Source organism: Sulfitobacter sp. SK012 (assembly GCF_003352085.1).
GTDB lineage: Bacteria > Pseudomonadota > Alphaproteobacteria > Rhodobacterales > Rhodobacteraceae > Sulfitobacter.
On sequence record NZ_CP025804.1, the window covers coordinates 2,438,464 to 2,462,282 of the forward strand.

At 53.5% G+C, this 23,819-nt stretch carries 22 protein-coding genes; 10 read left to right on the plus strand and 12 right to left on the minus strand.

Annotated elements, in window-relative coordinates:
* Nucleotides 1–21: 21 nt before the first annotated feature.
* The 10 genes from C1J03_RS11980 to C1J03_RS12025 all read right to left on the minus strand — a co-directional run bounded on the left by C1J03_RS11980 (nucleotide 22) and on the right by C1J03_RS12025 (nucleotide 12,331).
* Nucleotides 22–2,001 (minus strand): thiamine pyrophosphate-binding protein, encoded by a 1,980-nt coding sequence (locus C1J03_RS11980; protein WP_114886776.1) that lies wholly within the window; start codon nucleotides 1,999–2,001, stop codon nucleotides 22–24.
* A complete protein-coding gene (locus C1J03_RS11985; protein WP_114886778.1) occupies nucleotides 1,991–2,281 on the minus strand; it encodes a hypothetical protein in 291 nt (96 codons plus the stop codon). The genes C1J03_RS11980 and C1J03_RS11985 overlap by 11 nt, the downstream gene beginning before the upstream one ends.
* Nucleotides 2,278–3,042 carry a hypothetical protein gene (locus C1J03_RS11990; RefSeq protein ID WP_114886781.1) on the minus strand — a complete coding sequence of 255 codons (765 nt, stop codon included), beginning with the start codon at nucleotides 3,040–3,042 and terminating at the stop codon, nucleotides 2,278–2,280. Before C1J03_RS11990 ends, C1J03_RS11985 begins: the two co-directional genes overlap by 4 nt.
* Nucleotides 3,039–4,091, minus strand: coding sequence for a Rieske 2Fe-2S domain-containing protein (locus tag C1J03_RS11995; protein WP_114886783.1), 1,053 nt, complete (start codon nucleotides 4,089–4,091; stop codon nucleotides 3,039–3,041). Before C1J03_RS11995 ends, C1J03_RS11990 begins: the two co-directional genes overlap by 4 nt.
* Nucleotides 4,088–4,465 (minus strand): hypothetical protein, encoded by a 378-nt coding sequence (locus C1J03_RS12000; protein ID WP_114886785.1) that lies wholly within the window; start codon nucleotides 4,463–4,465, stop codon nucleotides 4,088–4,090. The genes C1J03_RS11995 and C1J03_RS12000 overlap by 4 nt, the downstream gene beginning before the upstream one ends.
* Nucleotides 4,462–6,072 carry a glutamate synthase-related protein gene (locus C1J03_RS12005; RefSeq protein ID WP_114886787.1) on the minus strand — a complete coding sequence of 537 codons (1,611 nt, stop codon included), beginning with the start codon at nucleotides 6,070–6,072 and terminating at the stop codon, nucleotides 4,462–4,464. The genes C1J03_RS12000 and C1J03_RS12005 overlap by 4 nt, the downstream gene beginning before the upstream one ends.
* 39 nt (nucleotides 6,073–6,111) lie before the next feature.
* Nucleotides 6,112–7,314, minus strand: coding sequence for a cation:proton antiporter domain-containing protein (locus C1J03_RS12010; protein ID WP_216825851.1), 1,203 nt, complete (start codon nucleotides 7,312–7,314; stop codon nucleotides 6,112–6,114).
* A 263-nt stretch (nucleotides 7,315–7,577) separates the two neighbouring features.
* Nucleotides 7,578–8,408 carry a class I SAM-dependent methyltransferase gene (locus tag C1J03_RS12015; protein ID WP_114886791.1) on the minus strand — a complete coding sequence of 277 codons (831 nt, stop codon included), beginning with the start codon at nucleotides 8,406–8,408 and terminating at the stop codon, nucleotides 7,578–7,580.
* Between the two features lie 763 nt (nucleotides 8,409–9,171).
* Nucleotides 9,172–11,607: an FAD-dependent oxidoreductase gene (locus C1J03_RS12020; protein WP_114886793.1), complete on the minus strand. Its 2,436-nt coding sequence runs from the start codon at nucleotides 11,605–11,607 to the stop codon at nucleotides 9,172–9,174.
* A gap of 160 nt (nucleotides 11,608–11,767) precedes the next feature.
* Nucleotides 11,768–12,331, minus strand: a complete 564-nt coding sequence (locus tag C1J03_RS12025) for a TetR/AcrR family transcriptional regulator (RefSeq protein ID WP_114886795.1) — start codon at nucleotides 12,329–12,331, stop codon at nucleotides 11,768–11,770.
* A 226-nt stretch (nucleotides 12,332–12,557) separates the two neighbouring features.
* On the opposite strand from C1J03_RS12025, the gene C1J03_RS12030 reads away from it, so the two are divergent.
* The 5 genes from C1J03_RS12030 to C1J03_RS12050 all read left to right on the plus strand — a co-directional run bounded on the left by C1J03_RS12030 (nucleotide 12,558) and on the right by C1J03_RS12050 (nucleotide 16,061).
* Nucleotides 12,558–13,022, plus strand: a complete 465-nt coding sequence (locus C1J03_RS12030) for a nuclear transport factor 2 family protein (RefSeq protein ID WP_114886797.1) — start codon at nucleotides 12,558–12,560, stop codon at nucleotides 13,020–13,022.
* Nucleotides 13,023–13,043: 21 nt separating this feature from the next.
* Nucleotides 13,044–13,655 (plus strand): pyridoxamine 5'-phosphate oxidase family protein, encoded by a 612-nt coding sequence (locus C1J03_RS12035; RefSeq protein ID WP_114886799.1) that lies wholly within the window; start codon nucleotides 13,044–13,046, stop codon nucleotides 13,653–13,655.
* A gap of 36 nt (nucleotides 13,656–13,691) precedes the next feature.
* Nucleotides 13,692–14,657 carry an alpha/beta fold hydrolase gene (locus tag C1J03_RS12040; protein WP_114886801.1) on the plus strand — a complete coding sequence of 322 codons (966 nt, stop codon included), beginning with the start codon at nucleotides 13,692–13,694 and terminating at the stop codon, nucleotides 14,655–14,657.
* A 120-nt stretch (nucleotides 14,658–14,777) separates the two neighbouring features.
* Complete coding sequence (locus C1J03_RS12045; protein ID WP_114886803.1) at nucleotides 14,778–15,503, plus strand: glutathione S-transferase family protein; 726 nt, start codon at nucleotides 14,778–14,780, stop codon at nucleotides 15,501–15,503.
* Nucleotides 15,504–15,539: 36 nt separating this feature from the next.
* Nucleotides 15,540–16,061 (plus strand): hypothetical protein, encoded by a 522-nt coding sequence (locus tag C1J03_RS12050; RefSeq protein ID WP_114886805.1) that lies wholly within the window; start codon nucleotides 15,540–15,542, stop codon nucleotides 16,059–16,061.
* Between the two features lie 421 nt (nucleotides 16,062–16,482).
* Here the strand turns inward: C1J03_RS12050 and C1J03_RS12055 are convergent, their stop codons facing one another.
* Entirely contained in the window at nucleotides 16,483–17,598 is a 1,116-nt protein-coding gene (locus C1J03_RS12055; protein WP_114886808.1) for an alpha/beta hydrolase, read from the minus strand.
* Between the two features lie 451 nt (nucleotides 17,599–18,049).
* Between C1J03_RS12055 and C1J03_RS12065 the strand changes: the two genes are divergently transcribed.
* On the plus strand, nucleotides 18,050–18,955 hold the full coding sequence (locus tag C1J03_RS12065; RefSeq protein WP_114886812.1) for a DMT family transporter: 906 nt from the start codon (nucleotides 18,050–18,052) through the stop codon (nucleotides 18,953–18,955).
* Between the two features lie 104 nt (nucleotides 18,956–19,059).
* Here the strand turns inward: C1J03_RS12065 and C1J03_RS12070 are convergent, their stop codons facing one another.
* Nucleotides 19,060–19,854 carry a sulfotransferase family protein gene (locus C1J03_RS12070; protein ID WP_114886814.1) on the minus strand — a complete coding sequence of 265 codons (795 nt, stop codon included), beginning with the start codon at nucleotides 19,852–19,854 and terminating at the stop codon, nucleotides 19,060–19,062.
* Between the two features lie 139 nt (nucleotides 19,855–19,993).
* Here C1J03_RS12070 and C1J03_RS12075 point away from each other — a divergent pair, with 139 nt between their 5' ends.
* The 4 genes from C1J03_RS12075 to C1J03_RS12090 all read left to right on the plus strand — a co-directional run bounded on the left by C1J03_RS12075 (nucleotide 19,994) and on the right by C1J03_RS12090 (nucleotide 23,813).
* Nucleotides 19,994–20,368: a hypothetical protein gene (locus C1J03_RS12075; RefSeq protein WP_114886816.1), complete on the plus strand. Its 375-nt coding sequence runs from the start codon at nucleotides 19,994–19,996 to the stop codon at nucleotides 20,366–20,368.
* 111 nt (nucleotides 20,369–20,479) lie between these two features.
* Nucleotides 20,480–21,415 carry a hypothetical protein gene (locus C1J03_RS12080; RefSeq protein ID WP_114886818.1) on the plus strand — a complete coding sequence of 312 codons (936 nt, stop codon included), beginning with the start codon at nucleotides 20,480–20,482 and terminating at the stop codon, nucleotides 21,413–21,415.
* 122 nt (nucleotides 21,416–21,537) lie between these two features.
* Nucleotides 21,538–22,887 carry a polysaccharide pyruvyl transferase family protein gene (locus tag C1J03_RS12085; protein WP_114886820.1) on the plus strand — a complete coding sequence of 450 codons (1,350 nt, stop codon included), beginning with the start codon at nucleotides 21,538–21,540 and terminating at the stop codon, nucleotides 22,885–22,887.
* Complete coding sequence (locus C1J03_RS12090) at nucleotides 22,884–23,813, plus strand: nitroreductase family protein (RefSeq protein ID WP_216825852.1); 930 nt, start codon at nucleotides 22,884–22,886, stop codon at nucleotides 23,811–23,813. The genes C1J03_RS12085 and C1J03_RS12090 overlap by 4 nt, the downstream gene beginning before the upstream one ends.
* Nucleotides 23,814–23,819: the final 6 nt, after the last annotated feature.

Genomic DNA, 23,819 nt, shown 5'->3' on the forward strand with positions numbered 1-23,819 from the left:
TAACTGCCGTGTCAAAACCGGTTAGACCAACTCGGCGTCGGTCATGAGTTCTACCAATGCAGGGCCTTTAACCGCGAGCGCCTTTTCGATTGCGTCGTCTATGTCCTGCGTATTGGTGACCTTTTGCCCATGCCCACCACAAATTTTTGCAAAGGCTGCGAAAGACGGATTATGCAGATTGGTTTCCCAAACTGGCCATTCGCCCGAGCGCTGTTCTTTGGATATTTTTCCAAGCTCGCCGTTGTGCAAAAGGATATGCGTTATATCCATGCCGTATTTTACCGCGGTGGTGAAATCCATCGGGTACTGACCAAATCCACCATCGCCAGAGATTGAGATGACTTTGCGACCGCGCAGTGCTTGGATATCTTGCGTTGCGGCCCACGCGCCAATGCCTGCAGGGAAGCCGTAGCCGATGGACCCCAAATACCCTGACATCAAAACCCGCTGGTTCCCCTTGGTCTCTAGGTAGCGCCCGAAAGAATAGGTGTTGTTACCGACGTCCACTGCAAAAATCGCGTCATCTGGGGCGAGCCGCCCAAGGGCCTCAAAGATCGCAAAGGAATGGATGCCATTGCCATGTTCCTCGGCCAGGCGCCGTTGTTTTTCATCGCGCCAAATCTGCCAGCGCTCTGCCAATTCGCCATGTTGATCCACCGCATCTGCGTTGCGCGTTATCGCGCCCGCCGCCGCTTCGCAGAACGCGCCAATTTCACCCCAGACGGGGACTTTGACCGGGTGGAACTTGCCCAATTGCATCCGATCATAATCGACCTGAATGATGTTTTCTTTTAACGCAATGCCGGTGTGGTTCGAGAAGCTTGCGCCGAAGGCAACTAGAACATCGGCCTCATTCATGAACCAACTTGCAATGGGCGTGCCGGAGCGTCCAAGCACCCCTGCGCCCAGTGGATGACTGTCTGGAACCAGTCCCTTTGCTTTGAAGGTGGTCACCACCGGGGCACCAATTTTTTCAGCCAAAGCGATAATCTGATCGCGGGCGGCATAGGCCCCGTGACCTACGACAATCATCGGGCGTTTTGCCCCATTCAACAGCGCGACCGCGGCGTCAATATCGTCTTGGGCTGGTCTTACCCGTGTGCCGCCCATCCGGCCTGCTGGTGTCCCAGCAGGTTTTGCTGAGGGGACGGTTTGAACGTCGTCAGGAAAGATAAGATGGGCAACGTTTTGCTCAACAATGGCATTCTTGCAGGCCAGCGACATAAGCTCTGCATGGTTGGAGCTATTCAGAACCGTTTGCGAGAATGTCGTTACCGCTTGGAAGGCAGACCCCAAATTGATGTCTTGAAAAGCGCCAGGGCCAAAAACCTGCGTTTGCACTTGGCCGGTCAATGCCAGCACAGGCGCGCGGTCAACTTTAGCGTCCCACATACCTGTCAAAAGATTGGTCGCACCGGGACCTGCGATGGTAAGACAAGCCGCGGGTCGGCCGGTGAGCTTGCCATAAGCAGAGGCTGCAAAGGCTGCGACGCCTTCGTGCCGAATGCCGTAGTATTTCAGCTTTTTATCAATCACCGCGCGGCGGATCGCATCGGACAGACCAAGGTTGGAGTGTCCCACCATGCCGAACACCGACTGCACACCCCAATTGGTCATCGTTTCAACCATCACATCTGTGACGGTGCGCTCATGAGGCGGCTCGGCTTCAAGGCCTACGAAAATCTCGCCATCTCGGATGTCGATCGGGTACATATCTTGGCCGGAATCTTCGTGGCCACCGGGGGGTTTGCCTGTCAGCGGGTCAAAATCCCAGCCATGCCATGGGCAGCGGATCCAGCTCTTGTCATCGGTGCCCTTTTCAATCGACCCTTCGCCAAGCGGCCCTTTTTGATGGGGGCAATGGTTGTTCATTGCAGCCCATTGGCCATCGAAATGTACAAGGCATATGGATGTGGTGCGTGCAGTAACGGTTTTGATGCGCCCCTCAGGCAGATCATCGATCTGTCCGACAGAAATCCAATCAAGGTTCTCAGTGGTCATTTGCGTCATCCTCCTGGGAAGTGGTTTTAGCCAAAATGAAGTCGATGAATCTTTGTAGGTAGGTCAGGATCAAGAAAATACCGATCGCCCAAATCAACAACTCGAACGGGGCAAATGGCGTGCCGCGCAGCCAACGACCCAATAGGCCACCGCCCGGGCGCAACGCTTCCCAACCAAACAATCCGCTGCGCGGCCAGAGGTCCAAAAACCAAAAGCGTGACAGGTACAACATGACGATGCCGACGACAAAAACGAGTACAAGAAGTAGGATGCGTTTCATTGGTCTGTCAGCTCCAATGTTGTATCATCCATCCGCAGAACAAGGATATCGCCGCGACGCTCCAGGTCGCCCTCAAGCGTGATAAATTGACCTACATAATCATAGGACATGGTCGGCAGGCGTGTGCCATCAGGGCCAGTGATTACCATGAAGTCAGACCCGTCAATCGGCTGAGTTGAAACGAACACGGGTGGGATATCTCCCAACAGGCACAGATTTGCGCAGGCTTTGTGGGCCAAGCCGCGCCCTGGCCGCATGGCGCCATTCAGGCATTTTCCATCGCAGATTTCCCCCGCGACTTTCCAACGGCCCAACTGCTCGGTTTCCATTACAGGTGCTATGCCTTCAGCCGCCTTAAGGCCCCGGCCACCGCCGCGCAGTTGCATCATGTCAATCGTCCCGCGTTGCAGGATGACCCCAGACACAGTTGCCAGTTTTCCGTCTAATCCCATTGCCCGCATATCAACGCCAGATTTTCCGGCGCTTGTCAGCATCAGGGTTTTGCCCGGTTTGATCAGGTCATTGCCTTCCGTAACCCGCAGCAGCGGATAAGGGGTGAGCTCAATCACGCCCGTGACAGTTTGACGGCCATAATCGAACCGGAAGCCAGACGCAGGCGGTGCGTCTTGGGTGCTGCCGATCAATGCGCCGCTTACCGCAAAGATCGCAATGACCAAGACACTCGCGACCATCAAGAACCGGCGCAAACCTCCGGGCACAGCAAGGTAGCCCACGAAAAATGGCGTGTTTTTATCGCTCATGCTGCGGCCTCGATTTTAACGGGTTCTACGAAAGTCCCCGGTGGGTTTGCGTCCCGGTGTACTTGCACAACAGCACCACTCAGCCGGATGTTATACGTCGGGACCATTTCAGTGAAAGGTGCCGGTGAACGGCCGTTGGTCACATCATATTGAAAACCATGCCACGGGCAGGTCACAAGACAGTCAAGGACCCTGCCCTCACCCAAAGGCCCATTTTGATGGGCACAGGCATTGGAGATCGCGCTGAGTGTTCCGGCTTGGCGAAAGACAGCAACACGTTCGCCATTTGCCAAAATCTTGATTTTGGCAAAGCCGTCGCGCATTTCGGCCACACTGCAAACATCGATCCAGCCGTCCACATCGACGCCCAACCTATCGCCATGGCGACGTTCATAGATGGCCGCATAGGCATGCAGGCCCGCAACCGCCAAGGCACCCCCGGTGAAGATCACTGTAAAAGTGTGGTTTTGCTGATCTTGCAGGACCCCAAGCGTGACATGGGCAACTACAGAGACATAAGCGAAATAGATCAGGCTGTGGATGTGCTTCCAAACCGGTGGGGTCAGGAACTTCATCCAGAAATCGTGGCTGGTTGTGGCTAAAATGGCGAGGCACAGAAGTGAGAAAATACCAAAGAATTCAAACGGAAAGCCCGCCAATTGACCATAACTGGTGTTGGCAAACAGGAGCGCTTCGTACCGGTCAGAACTGGAAAAAGCAAAATACCAGTTCATGATGTAACTGGCATGCGTGATCGCCACAAAGAGTGTCATCACCCCAAAATGCCTGCGGTTATACAGCAACGGTAAGAAACGGCGATCAATGCGGGCAAGTGGGCCGATGCAAAGGATCACGGTCAACATCACAAAGGCACAGGCCCCAAAGGCGCGCGCATTGTGGATTTGCGGATTGAGGGGAAACTCGTGGCTCAGCAGTTCAGGGCTGATGAACAAAAATAGCCACAAGAACACGATCACACCAGCAAGCATGACCGCATCATAAAGCCACTTGTTACGGTTCCATTGGACGGGGATATATTTAACGCTCATTGGCTGACCTCCGCCGCTGGAGACAGCTGAACTGGTGCTATGTCCACGGGCCAAATTTGCCGGGCTGACAGGCCCATGACCAAGATTGCAACAATCGCGATCGGCATCGCCAGTGCGAACCATTGATGGTTGTGTCTGCGGGGGCGGTATTTGACCGGCCAGGTGTCTTTACCTGAACCAAGCACGTACCAGCGCCACACAACAGCCGGCCAGATCAAAACAATCCCGGGGACCAGCAAGGGCCGAAAGACATAGGCACCGCGCGCGTCTTCGTCCAACCGGTCCATGCCAAAAATTAGAAAGGGGATTGCAACAAGCACACCCGCGCCGGCCCATAACTTGACAACAAGCACGATCAGTTCGGCTTGGTTCATGCCACGCCACCAAATGTAACGCCGGAGATATCAGCCATATCTTTTTTCCACGTCGTCAGATCATCATGGTTGAATTTGGACAAATGATCATGGCCACAAGCACGTGCCATGACCTGCATCAACTCTACTGAAGCCCCAAAGAAATTTGCCAGCTGTTGCGCTGATTTTTCTGCGATCAATCGATTGACCAAATGGGGTTTCTGAGTTGCGATACCAACTGGGCAATTGTTGGTATGACAGGCCCGCATCGCCAGACAGCCAATCGCCTGCATGGCCGAATTTGACACCGCAATCGCGTCCGCCCCAAGGGCCATGGCCTTGATGAAGTCCGCGGGTTTACGCAAACCACCGGTGATCACAAGGCTGATGTCATCGCGCCCCAGTTTGTCCAAATGCCTACGAGCACGGGCCAAAGCTGGAATTGTCGGAACCGAGATATTGTCGCGGAAAATGATCGGTGCGGCGCCTGTGCCACCCCCGCGCCCATCCAAAATGACATAATCAACGCCAACCGCGAGAGCCGCATCAATATCCTTTTCGATGTGCTGGGCTGACAGCTTGTATCCAATGGGAATACCGCCTGTACGGGTGCGAACTTCATCCGCGAACTCTTTGATCTGGCTCACTTCTGTCCATTCAGGAAACCGCGATGGCGAAATGGCGGCCGTGCCTTCTTCAAGACCACGAACGCCTGCAATCTTACCTTTTACCTTGTTGCCCGGCAAATGGCCGCCCGTGCCTGTTTTAGCACCTTGGCCACCCTTGAAATGGAACGCTTGAACCTTGTCGAGCTTGTCCCAGCTAAAGCCGAACCGACCCGAGGCCAATTCGTAGAAGTAACGGGAGTTCTCGGATTGCTCCTCTGGCAGCATGCCACCTTCACCAGAGCAGATACCTGTCCCGGCCAGTTCTGCGCCACGGGCAAGCGCCACCTTGGCAGATTCAGACAGCGCCCCAAAACTCATGTCCGACACAAATAATGGGATCTCTAGCCGCAGGGGTTTCTTTGCATTTGGCCCAATGATGATTTCAGTGCCAACTTCAGCGTTATCCAACAGCGGCGGCGTGGCGAGCTGTGCGGTTAACAGTTGAATGTCGTCCCAATCTGGCAATTCGACCCGAGACACACCCATTGAATCGACGATGCCGTGATGCCCCGTTTTGGATAGACCGTTTTTGGCGTAGTTTTGGATCATGCCGTTGTAAGGTTCTTCGGCAGTCCCGTGACTTGGATCAGCATAAAGGCCCAGATATGCGTCGCGGTTATAGGGCTGCGGGTTGTCGAAACCCCAGCTGTTAATCTCGTCGGCGTCGACACACACATCGTCTCCGTCCAGCCAAGATGTAAACTTTGGCAGTTTCTCATCGTTGGCATAGGCGGACACACCACTATCAAGCCGGTAGTCCCAGTTGTGCACACCGCAAATCAGATCGTTGCCCCGCACATGGCCATCCGACATCAACGCCCCGCGGTGTAAACAGCGACCGTAGAAAACCGATACCTCCTCGTCAAAACGGACAACCACCAAGTCGACCTCGCCCACGATGGCATATTCAGGATCGCGGTCAGCAAGTGCACTAAGTTTAAAAATGGCCGTTTTGTTCATGGTCGTCCCCACTGACTATTTAACCGAGTTTCAATGTCTTTAGCTATTCGCCGCGGCATGTCTCTTTCGGTCATCTATTGGCTGCGTTTCAGGGCACTCCCCCATGACAGCAATCTTTCGACCGTACCACCGTGCCCCAGGTGCCGCCGAAATACCATGTAAGACTGCGCTGATCCAAACTGTGTTCACAGCAATATGAAGAACTTGCTCGCCTAGTTCATGCGGAATGATCTCGACGACCAGCAAGGCAAATAGCGCCGTGGCGAGCCCTCTTGGGCCAAACCAGCCAAAGAAAAGTCGGGTCAAAGGGGCTGTGTCGGTGCCGAGCAATGACAGCCAAATCGCGAGCGGACGCACAATCAGCAAGCTGACCATGATCAAGCCAAACATTGACCATGTAAGATGCATCATCGCTTGTGGCACAAGCGCTGCGCCAAGAAGCAAAAAGGCGGACCACGCGAGTATCTGTCCTTCTCCTTCGACAAACTCGTAGATGAATTTGCAGCGGCTTTGGGCAATTCCCCCAAAAACCAGCCCCGCAACAAAGGCTGCGATAAAGCCGTTACCGTCAATCTGGGTCGCCAAAAGATATGATGCGCCGGCCAAAGCAAGTGCCCCGATCCCCTCAAAGGTTTCAGAGGTCAGCTCGTGGTCCTTGGCGTAGATCATGACCTGACCGCCAATCCAGCCAATTGCGACCCCGACCAAGGGGCCAAGGATCAACTGCTTGGCCACAAACACCAGCCAAGCACCGTTTGTCTGGGTCATTTCCCCCAAAGTAAGGCTCGCTAGGAATAAGATAACCGGAAGGGCCAGACCGTCGTTCAACCCACTTTCAACCACAAGCGCGCGACGCGGGCGGATCGGAACTTCAGGGTTGGACACAACCGCTTGCCCTAGCGCGGCATCAGTTGGGGCCATGATTGCCGCCATTAAAATGACAGCTACAAACGGCCAATCAGTCAAGAACACAAAGCCCGCGAGTGTGCCAAGGACGATCGCTAGTGGAAGGCCAAAACCCAGCATGCGGGCGGGCCACGTTCGCCGGAGCCTTAATGCGCGCAAATCGGTCTGCGCAGCGTCCAAAAAGAGCAGTATCACAAGTGCTATTTCAGCGACCGGGTGCAATACAGATTCAGCGTTTTCATGATCGACCAAGCCGGTGACGGACATCAGCAATCCGAGGGACAAAAACACCATAGGCGCTGTGACAATTGTTGATGCAAGTCGTTTGCCAAGCATGCAAAACGCCATTGTGACTGCGCAAACGATTAGTAAACCTAGCACGTCTCTACAATCCTGCCCTGTTGCGCCGCCTTAGCTTGGTTAATTGGGCATATCCTCTAATGCTGCTGGGAAATTGGCAACCGCTCAGGGGCCTTAGAGCCCGCATGTCGCGCATACGTGAACGAAATACCTCTTCCATTGCAAAGGTCTATTCCCTTGGCATGCCCTTTTGGTAACCCCAGCAGCGCCACCTGTTTTGCCCACCGATGCGCGTGAACCTAGGTTCGTTTGGCGATAATCTGCACGGGCGAAACGGTGCCATTCTGAACGTTTGTAAACATGTTCTTCACTTTGATCTTCGCGTTATTTCCCATGACAATATGAAGACCAAGCGGTGGCGGCCCGCCTTGTGCCAGCCGCGCCATAATCGCCTCAAAAAAGCTGATTGCCACGTCGCGCTTGTCGATCACATCCATTATCTCAAACCCTGCGGCCTCCAGTGTTTGTCTATAGTCAGTAATGGATGAAACAAACGATGTACCCTCGTCTTCGGCCCATGCGACCGGGTAGATGATCGGGGCATCGCCCGTCCGCATCACGTCATAAACCCCGAAATAACCACCCGGGCGAATGACACGCGCGGCCTCTTGCATCAGCTTTTGTTTGTCTTGAATGTTCATACCAACATGCAACATGCAGGCCCGATCAAACTGGGCATCTGCGAGCGGTAGATCTAGAGCGCTGGCCACGTGAAGGCTGATTTGATCTGTTAAACCAAGGTCTTCGTTCAATTCCTCCCCGACGGAGATGTATTCTGGCGTCAAATCAATCCCTACAGCCTGGCATTGATACGTCGTGGCCAGAAAGCGCGCTGTACCGCCCAAACCACATCCAATGTCTAGGACGGTTGAGCCCGGTTCAAATTGCAGGGCCTGCGCCAATGCCTTTGTGGCGGGGCGCCCACCCATATGAAATTCGTCCACAGCCGCAAGCAGATCGATGGGGTTTGTGTCCGTTTCCGCGCCTAGCTTTTCAAGCCCGCCCCGAACAATTTCGCTGAGCGTCCCGTGTGTATAGTGGCGCGCGACTGTATCTTCGACTTTTGACATTGTGAGCCTTCTATTCTGACATTGGTCAAAACGTAGCAGAGCAGACGGAATTTCCCAAACGGTGTTGGTGCTTGCTGTGACCGTATGAATAACGACCGGATAGCATCCAATTCAATAGGACGCATCTCAGCCCAGAGACAGCGGACTGCGCCCGAACACACGACATTTGCAGATAGTGTCCGTCCGGCGATAAGTGGGTGTAACCATTCAAGTCAAATATTCTTCGGTCTGGTCCACTACGGCATTAATTCGGAACTATAACAAGCGTGAGCAGTATTCGAATGTGGGTTATACAGTATTCAACAAGCTGTCTGCGCCAAACAAAATAGGAGCAAAAGTTCAATTGGGAAAATCAGCTAAGTTAGGGTCGAAACCCCGAGCCCAAACAACCATACGGTGCAACAGATAGTCGCACCTTTTTGCCCTCGCGAACCCTGCTGCACCGCTTTTTTGGCAACTACTTTGTGCGCTTAGAATATGTCGATTTCGATATTGCCCAGACCACTGATATTGATACCGTTTACAGAGGGGGCAACCACAGAAGTGGCCACCAAGAGTTGAGCTCGTTTGAACTGAGATCTGGATGGCTGATCGGAGCGCCGGTCAAGTTTATACGCGCGCGGCATTTGTATTGAGCGAGCCTTAGGGTCTTCGTAGTAATGCTGATACGGCGATCAGTCTGATCGACATTTTCTTAGAAAGGCTTGCCTGCAGTTGCGTAACGAAACCGCTCACTTGCTGGCCTACGGGCCGCAGTGTGTACCTATCCCCGCATCCAAATGTAATCGGGGTCATAGGGAGAGCTTGCGATAACGGTTACCTCGGTGGGGTCTCCGCATAGGTCAAGCTGTAGGACCGTCCCGGCCTCTGACAATGCAGGATCGACATAAGCATAGGCTAGATTCATACCAACGCGGTGGCCCCAGTCCCCAGATGTCACTGTGCCGACCACCTGCCCGCCTTTCATCAACGACGCGCCGCCATGGGCGGGAGCATGGGTGGCAGCCACCTGAACTGTTACGAGTTTCTTGTGACGACCCTCGGCGTGGCGTTTTAACAATGCGTCCTTACCAATAAAGTCAGGTTTCTCAAGTTTGACAAAGCGTTCAAGCCCAGTCTCGAATGGGTCGAATTCGGTAATCAGATCGGCCTTCCAGTGCAGAAAACCTTTCTCCATCCGCATCGATTCAACAGCGCGCGCCCCAAATAGCGTCATGCCAAATGCCTCTCCCGCCTCGCGCAGCGCTAGATAGCCTGCATAAAGTGACGCATTGGGCAGGTGAATTTCATATGCTAATTCACCAGAAAAACTTACGCCCAAAACAGTCGCAGGAGCATGGCCAATAAAGCACTCCCGCACCGAGAGCCAAGGAAAGGCTTCCTTTGACCAATCGCCTCGGGCGCAGGAGGACAGAACGTCGCGCGCACGGGGTCCGGCCACGACAAGTATGGTCTGGTCATTTGTGAGTGAGCGGATCTGCACGTCCTCATCAGCGCCAAGATGGGCCTGCAACCAGTCCATATCGTGAAACTCGCTGGCGGCGGCCGAGCCGTACCAAGCCCGGTCAGGTCCTCGGTCACTGGCGGGGATGTTTGCAACCGTAGCCTCAGCTTTAATCATGCCTTGGTGGTTCAGCAGATACCCAAGACCAACCCGGCCTGCGCGCTTTGTGACCGTGCCGCAGAACATCCGATCAAGGAACGCATGACGGTCGGCGCCTGTGATCTCGAACCGGTTGAAACCATTGATTTCAGCCAGCCCAACGGCGTTTTGCACATTTGCCACCTCCTTGGCGACAACGTCAAAAACTTCGTTAAAGCGAAAGCTGTGGGTTTCGTGAAAATCGGGTGTTGGCTTGATGTAATCAACCCGTTCCCAGCCGTTTACTACGCTAAATTCCGCGCCTTCTTGGGCCATGACCGGCGTCAGAGCCGTGGTCTTGGCATTGCGCCCTGCTGGGCGATGTTCATGCGGGAGGTGAAAGCGAAACTCGTTTTGGTAATCCTCCACTGCCTTAAGACCTGTCAGTTCCACATTGGCATGTCCCGTGAACCGCCGTGGATCTATGCACCATGTGTCAAAGCATGCCTCGCCATGGACAATCTGTTGGGCCAGCAGCCAGCCATGGCCGCCCCCTTCACCAAGGCCTGCGCGCAAGCCAATGATGCAAAACGCATTTCGTTTGCCGGGGATTGGCCCAACCAAGGGTGCCCCATCAATGGTGTACGTGATCGGACCATTCACCACCGTATGGATGCCAGTTTCCATCAACGCCGGCATACGCTCAAACGCTCCCTCCAGCACATCGGTGACACGGTCCAAATCATCAGGACACAGTGCGTTGACAAAATTGGGGTCAATCCCGTCCATGCCCCATGTCTTGCAGTTCTGTTCATAGAATCCGACCAGCAAACCGTTCTTTTCCTGGCGGCAATAGTAGTCGCTGATAGGGCAGCGCAGCAGCGGCATGCGGTAGCCTGCTTCCTTGATGGCCGGGATATCTTCGGTCAGGAAGTATTGATGCTCCATGGAGGCCACGGGGTGGTGAACCCCCATCATCGCGCCTACCTCGTTCACCCGGTATCCGCCCGCGTTTACGACGACGTCACAATCGATGTCGCCCTGCCCTGTGTGCACTGTCCACGTGTCATCTTTGTGCTGGGTCAATGCGGTTACGGGCGTATGGCGGTACACTTCGGCACCCGCTTTTCTGGCCCGGCGCGCCAGAGCCTGACACAACTGTGCAGGGTCGATATCACCGTCTAGAGGATCCCACAGACCACCCATAAGGTTATCCGTCGAGATAAGCGGATGGCGCCGCGCGCATTCCTCCGCATCAATAACCTCAAAATTAACATCCATCCCACGTGCCATAGAGACAAAATGGCGATATCCGTCCATATGCGTTTCAGAATTCGCCAAGCGTATGCCGCCATCCCCATGGTGATAGTTGATCGGATAATCGGGATCTTCAGCCAGTTCCTTATAAAGGTTGATCGAGTGCGTTTTCAGGCCAACCATCGTCTGGTTCATGCCAAAATTTGTGACCTGAGCCGCAGAATGCCATGTCGTGCCGCTGGTCAATTCGTTGCGCTCAATCAAAACCACATCGCTCCACCCTTCTTGGGTGAGATGATAGAGCGTTGAACACCCGGCGATACCTCCGCCAATAACTACAACCTTCGTGCGCGACTTCATATTAACCCCCGATATGATCACCGGTGATAGAGCCAAGTTTAGCCGCCACGTGCAATGGCTTCAGACGAGATTGTGCAATTTCGCAAGCTTCACTGTCGGTTTTTGGAATATGAAGGGGCGCGGATGGATCTAGCGCCCTAGGACCCACAGCTACCGCGCTTTACCCACCGTGGGCATCAATCAAAGCTTGCGCCGCGGCCTTTGCATCCATCGCCGGGTTTTCGCTGTGGCCCATGACGGCCATGATGATCGCGCCTTCTTTGAGTATCATCAATTGTCGCGTCAAATCTTCTGGTTCAGAAAGTCCGGCCGCTTTGGCCGCGATGATAAAATGCTCGGTCAGAAGGCGTTTGTGCTCAGCGGATTGCACATGAATGGGGTGATCCAATTCTTGGAACTCGGCGCTGGCCTTGATGAACATACATCCGCGGAACTCAGGGCGCGCAAACCATTCCTCCAAAGCGTCGTATATCGCGAGCAACTGACCTTTTGGGGTGTCTGCCAAAGCTTCAACCCGTCGGTATAACCAATGACGGAAGTTCTCATCGCGCAATTCAAGCGTTGCTAGAATGATGTCTTCCTTGGTGCGAAAATGTTTGTACATCGAGGTCTTCGATATCCCGGTTTCAGCAACCAGTTTGTCCATGCCGGTGGCGTGAAATCCGTTCGCATAAAAGACCTCCAACGCCTTTCGCACCAGTTCGTCGCGTTTGTTTGGGCGCATGGAATTCTCTCTTAATTTACCGATCTGTACATAATAGACGCGAAGCCACTTCCTAATCAATGAATTATGTATCCATTTAAATCAGCGGTGTAGGAGATTCTCAGGATCCAAAGGCTGGGCTTTTCTAATCTGAGTGTTGACTTTAGTTACCGATCGGTACACTTATAGAAACACAAGATGTACAGATCGGTACATGATAAATTTGAAACCCGAGGATACCCACAGGATGGAACGCCCACCCTTCCCGCCGTTCGACACAAACACCGCGGCACAAAAGGTCCGCTTGGCCGAAAACGCATGGAACACGCGCAATCCTGATGTGGTTGTTCCTGCCTATTCCGATGACAGCGCATGGCGAAATCGCGCTGAGTTCGTGACCGGCCATGCTCAGATCCACGCGCTTTTAACCCGCAAATGGGAACGCGAATTCAACTACCGCCTGATCAAAGAATTATGGGCCGTTACGGGCAACCGGATCGCCGTGCGCTTTGCATATGAATGGCAAGATGTTGAAGGGGTTTGGACACGCTCCTATGGCAACGAGAATTGGCAGTTCGCGCCAGACGGCCGGATGAGTCACCGCCATGCCAGCATCAATGACCTGAAGATCGCGTCGAAAGATCGGCTGTTTCACTGGCCACTGGGCCCTCGCCCTGATGATCACCCCAACCTCACAGACCTAAACCTCTGATCCGCAAACAGGAGAAAACCCATGCCCCTCGCATTTGCAAAAATCGCATTCACACCATCGGTTCAGGCCGAGCAGGCCAAATTCGGCTCCGCCAATACATATGCAAAATTCCTGTCTGACGACCGATGGGGCGGCGACCAAATTGGCCCGGACGAAGCAGAGTTTCTAGGCGAGCGTGATGGTTTCTTTCAAGCCAGCGTTTCCGAGACCGGCTGGCCTTATGTTCAATTTCGCGGCGGCACACCGGGCTTTGTCAAAACGCTTGATGCCAACACTATCGCCTACGCGGATTTGCGCGGAAACCGTCAATACATCAGCGCCGGTAATCTAAAGCATACGGGTCGCATATCTTTGATCGCCGTGGATTATCCGAACCAGCGTCGTCTCAAGCTTTGGGGAGAGGCGCAGCTCGTTGATCCCGCGTCAGAACCTGAACTCGCCGCGGCACTCCACACCGGCAAAGAGGTGATCGAACAGATCGTTGTGATCAAGGTTTTGGCCATCGACTGGAATTGCCCCCGCCATATACCGCGCCGTTTCACGCTCGAAGAATTGGAGCCAGAACTAAGCGCACTCCACACTCAGATCGCACAACTCACCACTGAGAATGCCGCACTGAAAGGTGCTGCTTAACCAACCTGGACACATAACCCCTGAAAGGACTAACCGATGAAAACCTCATTTTTAAACACCGCTTCTTCCGCCGTCATCGCCGCTGCGTTGCTCTTTGCCCCGATGGCGACGACCAGTTTTGCCGCTGAACCCAATGACAACAACGTTCGGTTCAATTCGGCACAGATTGATGGCCTAAACATCGCCTACCGCGAGGCAGGGGATCCCGCAAACCCGACCGTTTTACTGCTGCACGGCTTTCCCACCTCGTCGCATATGTTTCGCAACCTGATCCCCGAATTGGCGGAAAACTATCACGTCATCGCCCCTGATTATCCCGGCTACGGCGCATCAGACATGCCTGATGCGGCCGATTACGAATACTCATTTGCAAACACTGCTGAGGTCATCACCCAGTTGCTGGATCAAAAGAACGTTGATGACTACGCGGTTTATCTTATGGATTACGGCGCACCTGTTGGGTTCCGGATGTTTGCAGAACACCCAGAAAGAGTGTCTGGATTTATCATCCAGAACGGCAACGCTTACGAGGAAGGGTTGAAGGAATTCTGGGACCCGCTCAAAGCGTATTGGGCCGATCCTTCTGCTGAAAATGGCGACCAGCTGCGCGGGTTTCTAGAGATGGATGCGACCAAGTGGCAGTTTACCCACGGCACCCAAAAGCCCGAAGCAATCAGCCCTGATAACTTCTGGCATGTTCAGTACTTGCTCGACCGTCCCGGTAACCAAGAAGTGCAGCTTGAGATGTTTTTGGACTACGGCGCAAACGTTGCCGAATACACCAAATGGCAAGCCTTGTTCCGTGAGCATCAAACACCGGCGCTGCTGATGTGGGGCAAGAACGACCACATTTTCCCAGCTGACGGCGCTCATCCTTACAAACGGGATCTTGAGAATTTGGAGTTTCATCTTCTCGATACGGGCCACTTCGCGCTTGAGGAATATGGCGATGAGATCGCAGGCCGGATGAATGAATTTTTGGACCGCAATACTAAGCCATAAACCACCTCTGCTTATCGTTTGGGCCGGCTCAGACCGGCCCAGACACCTCAATGAAGTTAGTAAGACCGTTGGCGTTCAATTCGCCCTAACCTCAATGTTTGCAAAGCGAGGAGATCGAAAATGTCAGAGCATCTCACCTTATATTCAGCTTGGTATTGCCCCTTTGCTCAACGGACATGGGCGACGTTGGAACACCTGGAAATTCCGTACAATTACCGTGAAACGGACCCGTATCATAAATCGCCGGAATGGATGGATATTTCACGCGGGACGGGCCAGGTTCCGGTCCTTGAAATTACAGAAGACAAAGGGAAACCGCTTCGTGTTCCAGATTCACTTCGGTCCATGGAGTTTCTGGATGATCTCCAGAATGAGGGCGTTGAATTAGGCGAAAATGGCGCATCGCGCCGTGCAGATGCCCGTTACTGGCTAGATCTTCAGAAGACAGAGATTATTCCATATTTCTATCGTTTTCTGAAGGCAGATCGCGGCAGTGCCGAGGCTGATCACGCCAGAGAGCAGATGTTGGACAGTTTGCAAAAACTTGCGAAGGCCATGCCTTCGGAAGGGCCATATTTTGCGGGGCATACCCCAAACGTCGTTGATTTTGCATTCGCCCCATTCGCACTGCGGATCGAACTTATCTTGGGGCATTACAAAGACTTCGTCTTACCCACATCAGGTCAAGAATGGACACGCTATGCGACGTGGTGGGCGGCTATGAAAACCCATCCCGCGTTGCTTAGAACCATGCCTGAGTATGAGACATACGAGGCACGTTTGATCGAGTTTTATCTGCCTTACAGCCAAGGTGGCGGCCAAGAAGACGTCACAAATCTTGTCTGAACATCTACCAAATTCTGTCCATTAGGAGCTTTTACAATGGAAACCGTCGAAATCTTTGGCATTCAATTCATCCTGAGCGTGATTGTCTTTGCGCTCATCGCCAGATGGTATGTAACGCCTTGGCTATCTGAAAAAACACTGCAGGTCGCATTGGCGATATTGATCCTTCCACACGCGTTTCGTCACATTGGCTTAACTTTTTTGACCCCCGCGGTCGTCAGCGATGCGATGCCAAGTTCGTTTGCAATTGCGGCAGGCTACGGTGACTTTGCCAGCGGTCTTCTTGCCATATTGGCTCTGGTCGCACTGCATAGAAACTGGGGGCCAGCCATTGGTCTTGTTTGGATCTTCAGCATCGTTGGCTCAGTCGATCTGCTGAATGCGCTGCGCCAAGTTGAGGCCGTGCCGCACTTTGGTGCCGCCTGGTACATCCCGACTTTCTTAGTTCCGCTGTTGATCGTCACCCATGTGATGGTTTTTGTCCGGCTCGTTCGTCGGAGCCAGCCCGCCAACAAATCAATTCAGTCCCACTCCGCCTCGGCACATCATGCGCAGTAGCAATCAATGCTCTACATCAATCGTCCCCAACTTCGGCAGGGAGTAACTATGAACGCTGGATTAGAGTTGAGTTAACTCCTATGTCTGGTCGCGACTAAATCCTAAAAAAAGGCGAACGATCTCACGTTTTTGCGTGCGACCGACCCGCACCATTCAACAAGAACCTCGCAGCGGTTCATCCTGAAATACTTCGTGGCGCTTCGTTGTTGTCGAATTTTGATTGATTGAGATCAGAGGCGTATATGGCCGCGAAACAATTCGACAATCGCCGACTCCAAAGAAGACCCTTGGCTGGTTACTCTTATTGGGCCAAGGGCCTAATTTTCTGCCCAATTGTGTTTCGGATGACCCATCTGGTGATCTTCGTTTGGTCCCAAGGTGCTTTGCCGATGAGCTGACGCCAGACTAATTCCTCAGATTTTTATCTTAGAATTCTAATTGGCGTTCTTGCCAGCAGATCTTCGAAAGTTGAGCTTCTGCCAGTTGTGCCAAAATTGCTATTTGAACTTAGCCCGGCACCGATCAGTTGGACGACTTCTGGGGATCCTGCAAACTTCGAGTGACTGCCTGAGTTGGAATCCTCAACCTGCCCAAGATCGATGACGGTGACCCCGAAACGTTCTTCAAGCTGCTGTCCATCAGCGGCTCCGACGCGCGGAACGCCCCCTGCAATGCGACGAGACAACCGAAGCGCTGCGTCATCCTTGGAAATCAGAAGGAACATCTTTTCTGTAATCGCATGAGGCAAGACAGCCATCTGTGTTTCGAACACATCAATGTCAATGTCCGGGGACGCGAGGATGATATGGTTAATTCGCGAACCTTCGTCAAATTTTGCGGTATCTCGCTGGCTCACGAGACCTTCCATCGTCAGAAAGGTACCCATGGAATGCGCGAATATGTCGACGCTTTCAGCCCGTGTGTTGGCCAAAATTTCACCCATTTTCTGGAGTTGTGGGCGCGCGACAAGTGCACTGTTGAGATCGTAGACATAACGGCTTCCTTTTGCCGCCGAAGCCCAAGTGAACAGCACAGGCACACCTTTGAAACCAGTGTCTTCTACGAATTGTGAAAGCCTCAGCACCGCATCGCTTGCTGTGTTGTTAAAGCCGTGGATGAAAATCAGCAGCTCTCGGTCACCCGCCGGACGCTTGGCAAGCTCACGGTTAATTTGGTTAACAAAAGAGGTGTCCGTTGCATAAACAATGGGGTTAACGACCGTGAACTCAGTGCGCGGATCAGGCGGAAGCCGATCGGGCCGTTCTAACATCCCGGTTACGTGGGTCGGTGGGACCGTCGCATCTACCGATGCAAGGCCAAGTTCCGGTGCCCTGACCGATGAGTAAAATGCGCCGGTAACCTCAGAAGAGCCACGCGTCGACATGATAAACATACGGTGCTTTGTGAGGTTAGCCACGGTACCAATCGGGATCTCTTCGTTGGTGATCCCGATAATCTGCGGTGCCCGGGAGCATCCGACCAAAACAAGCAAAAGGAACGTGGCAACCAAAGATCTGGTGCGAAAGTGACCGTTCATAGCGTCTCTCCAAAGAACCTTGCTTGCAGGGATGCATCTACAGGCTTGTTTCACATCCCAATGGCGGAACGCGTTTTGGCGCACCTTGCCTTGGCTTTGCGCTCCTATCAAGTCCTCGAAAGGACATTCTCCAAGTTGATTTTGCCTTCTTTGGCTGAATATTCACTTTGCGCCGGGTTTCAGGGGCGGTGCGATCTGCATGAACCTAGGGCTGTACTGGCAAAAGTGAGGACGATCGTAATGCCAATGGAATCTAGCCAGTCCGATGAGGTTCGCCGGCAACCATGGTCACGACTTAATACTGGATCTGCTCAAACCGATGTGGTCACTGCTGCGACAGCAGTGCAATAAGACAAAATATAAGTAGCGGTTCCCCACGGCCGCGACATTACCCGTTACGCCTTGCACAACAGCATGGTCCAACACCTCAACACAGCAGAACGCAGGCCTCATGGAACTTTGGATACCGATCACGATTGCAGCGGCGTTTTTGCAAAACCTGCGTTCAACCCTGCAAAAGCACCTCACCGGCGTCATGGGCACAACCGGGGCGACCTTTGTCAGGTTTGGCTTTGGGGTTCCGTTTGCGGCGCTCTATTGCGCAATCCTCATTTGGGGGCTGGGCTATAATACGCCAACCCTCTCGCTAGGGTTCTTCTTTTGGGTGGTCATCGGCGCATTGGCGCAAATCATGGCGACATTCCTTTTGGTCTACCTCTTTTCATTGCGTAGTTTTGCTGTGGGCACGGCGTATTCGCGCACAGAGCCTATGCAGACGGCCATTTTTGCCTTTGTCTTGTTTGGAGCTGAGTTCAGCATTGGTGCGATTTTTGCCATCGGGATCGCGGTTGTCGGGGTCATTTTGATCTCGGTCGCGCAAACCAAGATCACCCTTCAGACGCTTGTAACCTCTTTGTTCAGCCGTACGGCTCTGATTGGGCTTGGTGCGGGCACGCTGTTTGGGCTTGCCGCTGTTGGATTTCAAACGGCGGCGCGCAGCGTCGGCTCGGATTTCTTTCTTGTTCAGGCATCCACGACACTCTTGATCGGCATTTCATTCCAAACAACCGTCATGCTGATCTATATGATCCTCCGAGATCCTTCTGAACTTGTCCGCGTTCGTCGCGCGTGGAAGCCCGGTCTGATGGTTGGTTTTGTCGGTGCTACAGCGACATTCGGTTGGTTCGCGGCGTTTACCTTACAACAGGCCGCCTTAGTTAAGGTTGTCGCGCAAATTGAGATGTTATTCAGCTTTGCATCGAGCGTTTTCATATTCAAAGAAGTCATCAACAAGATCGAAATTCTGGGATGTATCTTGATCGTCAGCAGCATCATCTGTCTGGTTTTGGTGACATGAATGGCTGCGTTGTCCCTTATGCTTGTGATGCCTCGACCTTTGAAACGGTCACAGACGGCACATAGGTTTGCTTTGAAGCTATGCTTAATGTGATAGCCCAATCCTCACCGTGAAACGGGTGGTTCGCTTTGCTCAAACGCTGCAACTAGAACGCCATAAGCACTCTGACATCGCTTGTTCAGATAAGCATCCACGCCGACCACGGGGCTAGGCGCAGCGGATGGACGTGCTTCGATTTTACTCAGGCGGGCGCTGGCGGTAGGATCTCCACCACCACCTAACTGAGTTGCTTTGTGGCTCACGTAGCGGTTCTCCAGTTGAGGTGATAAATCCAACCAGTTGCCGATTTGGTCGACAACACTGTCGGGATCATCAAGCAGCCGCTCAGCGGTTAGACCAAATCTACGTTCGGGTGAAAACGTCTGCCAGCGCTGCGCTAAACTTTCGAGCCTGTTTGCGTAGTAAAGCGCCGCCTGCCCCGGTTCACGCACCTCCTGCAAAGAAGTCGCCGCTGCGAGTTTTACAATTGACGCTACCGCCGGCCCCGGAGCTCGCACCAGAAATATCGCGCGTGCGTCAGCAAACGCTTGGGGTGCCTTAACGTCCAGATGGTCATGAAGGACCTTATCAAACAGGAACTTTGCGCGCGGTTCATAGGCGCGTCGCCGTGCCACGTTCACCAACACCTGACCGGGGCTGTTTGCTTCGGTATGCGTCACATGGGTTTCGCCATACCCTGAAATCGCCGGGTGGCTGCATAGCACATTTGACAACGCCGTCGTCGCTGACCGCATATGCGACAGAACAAGGATCATCCTTGAATACCGTGCTTGAGGGGCAAAGGCCGCGACATTCTTCCCGACAAACGCCTTTGTCATATCGCGCGTTGGAAATCCCACAGACAATGCCTCATCAAAAAGAATACCCGTAATAGTAGGTATTGCGGGACTATAGTGCAATTATAAAGTGCATTGATGCCTTTAAGTTTCACCGCAATCTGGCTAACCTTTGCTCAGCTTTCCTTACAGCGTGCAGCCCATGCAGTTTTTGACCACGACACCTTTGGCCCTTCTTCTATTTGGCGCTATTTTGCTGCTCGGACCGGTTCGTGGGCTGTGGTGTTTCTTTCTGTCTATGCCCTTGGGGAGTGCTGCCGCGCTTGGTCTTACTGGGCTGGGCACCCTGTCGATGCCGGACTTCTGCATCGTGGCTCTTTGGGTCTCGTTGCTCTTTCATAGGGTCGGGCTGGCAAATCTTGCCGGTACACTCAAGCCTGGCCAACCCGGTTTTCTACTGCTGCTCGTATTGGTCATTTCCGCCATTGGTGCAATCTTTATGCCCCGTGTGATGACAGGTTGGACCGACGTTTTTGTCGTCGCCTCCCAAGCTGGGTCCGACACACTGGTATTGTAGCCGCTCGCACCCTCTGGGGTCAATCTGACCCAACTCGCAAGGCTCGGACTTGCTGCGTCTGCCTTTGTCGTTCTGGCCACGGTCTTTCGGCTCGATGGCTCGGAACAGCAGGTGCAGCGCGCAGTTGTCGTCGCATCCTTGGTGCATTTGGTTCTGTCGATCGTGGATTTGGTATCCTATGAGTTGGGTCTGCCAGATTTGCTGGACCCGTTGCGTACAGCGCAATTTCTGATGTTGGACAATCAGCAGATTTTTGGTGTCAAACGGCTGGTCGGTGGATTTCCCGAACCGTCGTCGTTCAGCTTTTATACAATCGGGCTTTATGGCTATTGGTTGCGCCTGTGGTTTGGCGCCAAACGGTCGCGTCTTGCAGGGGCCATGCTGCTGATCACTTCAGTCTTGTTGCTGCGGTCAACCTCGACATCGGCCTATGCGACAATGGGCACCTTTACGGCCTTGTTTGTTGTTTGGCATTTCGGGGCTGCGCTGCGCGAGAAAAAGCCGATGACAGCGTTTGTTGTGCTGGGGGCCACCCTACCGCTGGTCTTGGGGGTCTTGTTGGCAGCTTACGGTTTGTTGCCCAACCTGCGTGCCATGATCGATGGGATGTTCGTGACCAAAATCGCCAGTGATTCCGGCGTGGAGCGATTGGTATGGAACCTTCAGGCGCTCCGAAACTTTCGTGACACTTACGGATTTGGTGCCGGCCTAGGCAGCGTGCGCGCATCAAGCTGGCTTGTGTCATGCTTGGGCAGTCTGGGCTTGATCGGGACTGGGGTTTTTGTGTGGTTCATCGCAGCAGTCACAACGGCCCGACCCAACGGCCCACATAGCGCCACAGCGAAGGTTGAGACCGCGGCGGCGCTTCAGGCGGGCTGCCTTGCAATCCTATTGCAATCGCTTATCACGAAACCCTACCCCAATCTCGAAGCCCCGTTTTTCGCAATGGCGGGCATTGCAGTTGGTCTTTTGCGACATGTGCAAACAACTCAAAGCGCTACATCGCGGTCTCCCTTTTTTGGTCGAAACCGCATCAAACCGATCTAAGAAGGGTACCGCTCGCCTTATATTCCCTCTGGGCGAGATAGTATCTATCTTACTGCACGTTTAGGGTGTATTTATGGTATCTAACCTCACCCCAAGCACCCAATGACAGAGACCTGATATCGATGACCTCAGCCGCCAGTCCAATTCAATCCCCATTCCGGCAACCTGGTCAGGACTTCCCTCGAAAAGCCCTGAAATATGTATGGCGTAACTTTGGTGTCCGTCAGCTCGTGCTCGAGAACCGTCTGCGCAAATCGCGCCGTGAATGGGATCAGCTAAAGGCAATCTGTGCCCCGGTTGCGCCTTCAAAGAGCATCCTAATCATCCCTTCGGATCCCTATGCCCTGACAACGTCTGTGGGGGATCAAGCGATGATCGGCTCCATCATGGCATATTGGCGCAAGAAACGACCCGGCCATGCGTTCTATTTTGCGACGGCGAACGCCGATGCGGATAGGGCTGCGACAGGGTTGGGCGCCCAACCGCTTCGAATGATGGGCAAGGATATGTCCATGCCGCATGTTCACGGCGTCCTCAAATCCCATAGGTTTGCCACCGCAATTTTGATGGGCGCCGATGGCCTGGACGGCAGTTACGATCCTTCGTTTTCTGGCCAACAGCTTATGGTGTTGGATTTGGCAGCCCGGCTGGGTGCTGCGGGGTATGTCACGGGTTTCAGCGTCAGCAAGGCTTTTGATGCCGGCGTTCAGCGCATCTTTGCGGATCTGCACCCTTCCATTCAGATCAATCTGCGCGACCCTTTGTCCTTTGAGCGGTTTCGCGATCAGACCAACGTGCCTGCTCGTCAAGTGGCAGATGTTGCTTTCTTGCTGCCTGCGCAAACAACCGCGCGGATGGAGCCGACGCTTGGTTGGATCGCACAGCAAAAGGCATCAGGGCACCGCGTTGTTGCGGTCAACTTCCATCCCTTGTTGCTTGAGCTGTCAGATCGCGCGCAGTTTCCCAAACTCGTTGATACCTTTGCGATGATCCACAAAGACCTCGCGGCCAATGAGAACCTTTCCCTGTTGTTGCTTAGCCATGATCAACGGGGTGCGTCTTCGGATGCTTTGGGATTGGATCCCCTTTTTGACGCGCTTAAATCCGATCTGGGCGCTCGACTTTGTCAGCCCAGCGAACAGTTGAGTGCACCCGAAATCAAGGGACTGGTTAAGTCTCTGGATGCTGTGGTGTCGGGGCGGATGCACCTCATGATTGCCAGCATCGGAGCAGGCACACCTGTTTATGGCATCGATTATAAGGACAAGATGGAGGGGCTCTTGATGCTGCTTGGCCTAGAGACAACTGGCTTGTCCACGGCGGCTGATATCTTGGAAAACCCCGATAAAGTTGCCGCAGGGATCGAGTGTTTCTTGGATGAATTGCCCGCTGAGCAGGCCAAGATCGCCACCCGCATTGATGCGATCAAAGCATTGGCTTTGCAAAATTTTGAGGAACCCACATCTGCATGAAGGTCATGCTTAAGACCTTGCGTAACAGCGGTTTCGACTTGCTACGCTACCTGCGCCACTCAGGTGCCGTGCGGAATGCAGATGACCCGGATGTATTGCGTGCGCATATTATGATGGACACCCACCGCATCGAAAAGGGGATGGCCTTGCCAGACCCAAGGCCGGGCTTTGGCCAAGACATGCTGCAGCGGTTAATGACAAACACGCGTGCTTTTGAAACCCAACTTGGTTCCGAATTCGCGACAATCTGGGCGCGGAGCGTTCTAGAGCATTACCGTAATTTTAATAGAGCCCACGCGATACGCTCGGATGTTGTCGATGGCTTTCTGGACAATTCTGAATTGTGCAGCGCGCTTGGTGGAATTACTCAGCTAAACACCGAAAGGTCGGATGAATTTGCCGAGGCGTTTCGCGCCCTTGCCCTGTCGCGCCATTCCGTTCGTCAGTTTTCTGATACGTCTGTAGATGCAAAGCTGATCCATGATGCCACCTTGATCGCAGCCAAGTCGCCTTCGGTTTGCAATCGCCAATCCGCCCGCCTGCACCACATCACCGACCCTGATTTGAAACAAAAAGCGCTTGAAATCCAAGGCGGCAACCGAGGCTTTGGCGCGCAAATTCCTGAGCTGCTGATTGTAACTTCGGACCTAAGTAGTTTTCTGAGCAGTGCCGAGCGGTATCAATGTTGGATTGACGGTGGGTTGTTTGCGATGTCCTTGGTCTATGCGCTGCATTCCAAGGGTTTAGGCACCTGCATGCTGAATTGGAGTGTGGATGCCAGTCGCGATATTGCCTTGCGCAAGCACGTCGACATTCCAGCGTCCGAAAATGTCATCGTGTTTATTGCCGTGGGCCATTTGCCCAAAAACCTGACGGTTGCGACCTCTCCACGCCGCCATGTAGAACAGATTTTGACCGTCCATTAACGCCTC

What these genes read in the sequence shown, in the direction of transcription:
- C1J03_RS11980 (WP_114886776.1), bottom strand. Translation starts at nt 2,001, where the DNA reads ATGACCACTGAGAACCTTGATTGGATTTCTGTCGGACAGATCGATGAT.
- C1J03_RS11985 (WP_114886778.1), bottom strand. Translation starts at nt 2,281, where the DNA reads ATGAAACGCATCCTACTTCTTGTACTCGTTTTTGTCGTCGGCATCGTC.
- C1J03_RS11990 (WP_114886781.1), bottom strand. Translation starts at nt 3,042, where the DNA reads ATGAGCGATAAAAACACGCCATTTTTCGTGGGCTACCTTGCTGTGCCC.
- C1J03_RS11995 (WP_114886783.1), bottom strand. Translation starts at nt 4,091, where the DNA reads ATGAGCGTTAAATATATCCCCGTCCAATGGAACCGTAACAAGTGGCTT.
- C1J03_RS12000 (WP_114886785.1), bottom strand. Translation starts at nt 4,465, where the DNA reads ATGAACCAAGCCGAACTGATCGTGCTTGTTGTCAAGTTATGGGCCGGC.
- C1J03_RS12005 (WP_114886787.1), bottom strand. Translation starts at nt 6,072, where the DNA reads ATGAACAAAACGGCCATTTTTAAACTTAGTGCACTTGCTGACCGCGAT.
- C1J03_RS12010 (WP_216825851.1), bottom strand. Translation starts at nt 7,314, where the DNA reads ATGCTTGGCAAACGACTTGCATCAACAATTGTCACAGCGCCTATGGTG.
- C1J03_RS12015 (WP_114886791.1), bottom strand. Translation starts at nt 8,408, where the DNA reads ATGTCAAAAGTCGAAGATACAGTCGCGCGCCACTATACACACGGGACG.
- C1J03_RS12020 (WP_114886793.1), bottom strand. Translation starts at nt 11,607, where the DNA reads ATGAAGTCGCGCACGAAGGTTGTAGTTATTGGCGGAGGTATCGCCGGG.
- C1J03_RS12025 (WP_114886795.1), bottom strand. Translation starts at nt 12,331, where the DNA reads ATGCGCCCAAACAAACGCGACGAACTGGTGCGAAAGGCGTTGGAGGTC.
- C1J03_RS12030 (WP_114886797.1), top strand. Translation starts at nt 12,558, where the DNA reads ATGGAACGCCCACCCTTCCCGCCGTTCGACACAAACACCGCGGCACAA.
- C1J03_RS12035 (WP_114886799.1), top strand. Translation starts at nt 13,044, where the DNA reads ATGCCCCTCGCATTTGCAAAAATCGCATTCACACCATCGGTTCAGGCC.
- C1J03_RS12040 (WP_114886801.1), top strand. Translation starts at nt 13,692, where the DNA reads ATGAAAACCTCATTTTTAAACACCGCTTCTTCCGCCGTCATCGCCGCT.
- C1J03_RS12045 (WP_114886803.1), top strand. Translation starts at nt 14,778, where the DNA reads ATGTCAGAGCATCTCACCTTATATTCAGCTTGGTATTGCCCCTTTGCT.
- C1J03_RS12050 (WP_114886805.1), top strand. Translation starts at nt 15,540, where the DNA reads ATGGAAACCGTCGAAATCTTTGGCATTCAATTCATCCTGAGCGTGATT.
- C1J03_RS12055 (WP_114886808.1), bottom strand. Translation starts at nt 17,598, where the DNA reads ATGAACGGTCACTTTCGCACCAGATCTTTGGTTGCCACGTTCCTTTTG.
- C1J03_RS12065 (WP_114886812.1), top strand. Translation starts at nt 18,050, where the DNA reads ATGGAACTTTGGATACCGATCACGATTGCAGCGGCGTTTTTGCAAAAC.
- C1J03_RS12075 (WP_114886816.1), top strand. Translation starts at nt 19,994, where the DNA reads ATGCAGTTTTTGACCACGACACCTTTGGCCCTTCTTCTATTTGGCGCT.
- C1J03_RS12085 (WP_114886820.1), top strand. Translation starts at nt 21,538, where the DNA reads ATGACCTCAGCCGCCAGTCCAATTCAATCCCCATTCCGGCAACCTGGT.
- C1J03_RS12090 (WP_216825852.1), top strand. Translation starts at nt 22,884, where the DNA reads ATGAAGGTCATGCTTAAGACCTTGCGTAACAGCGGTTTCGACTTGCTA.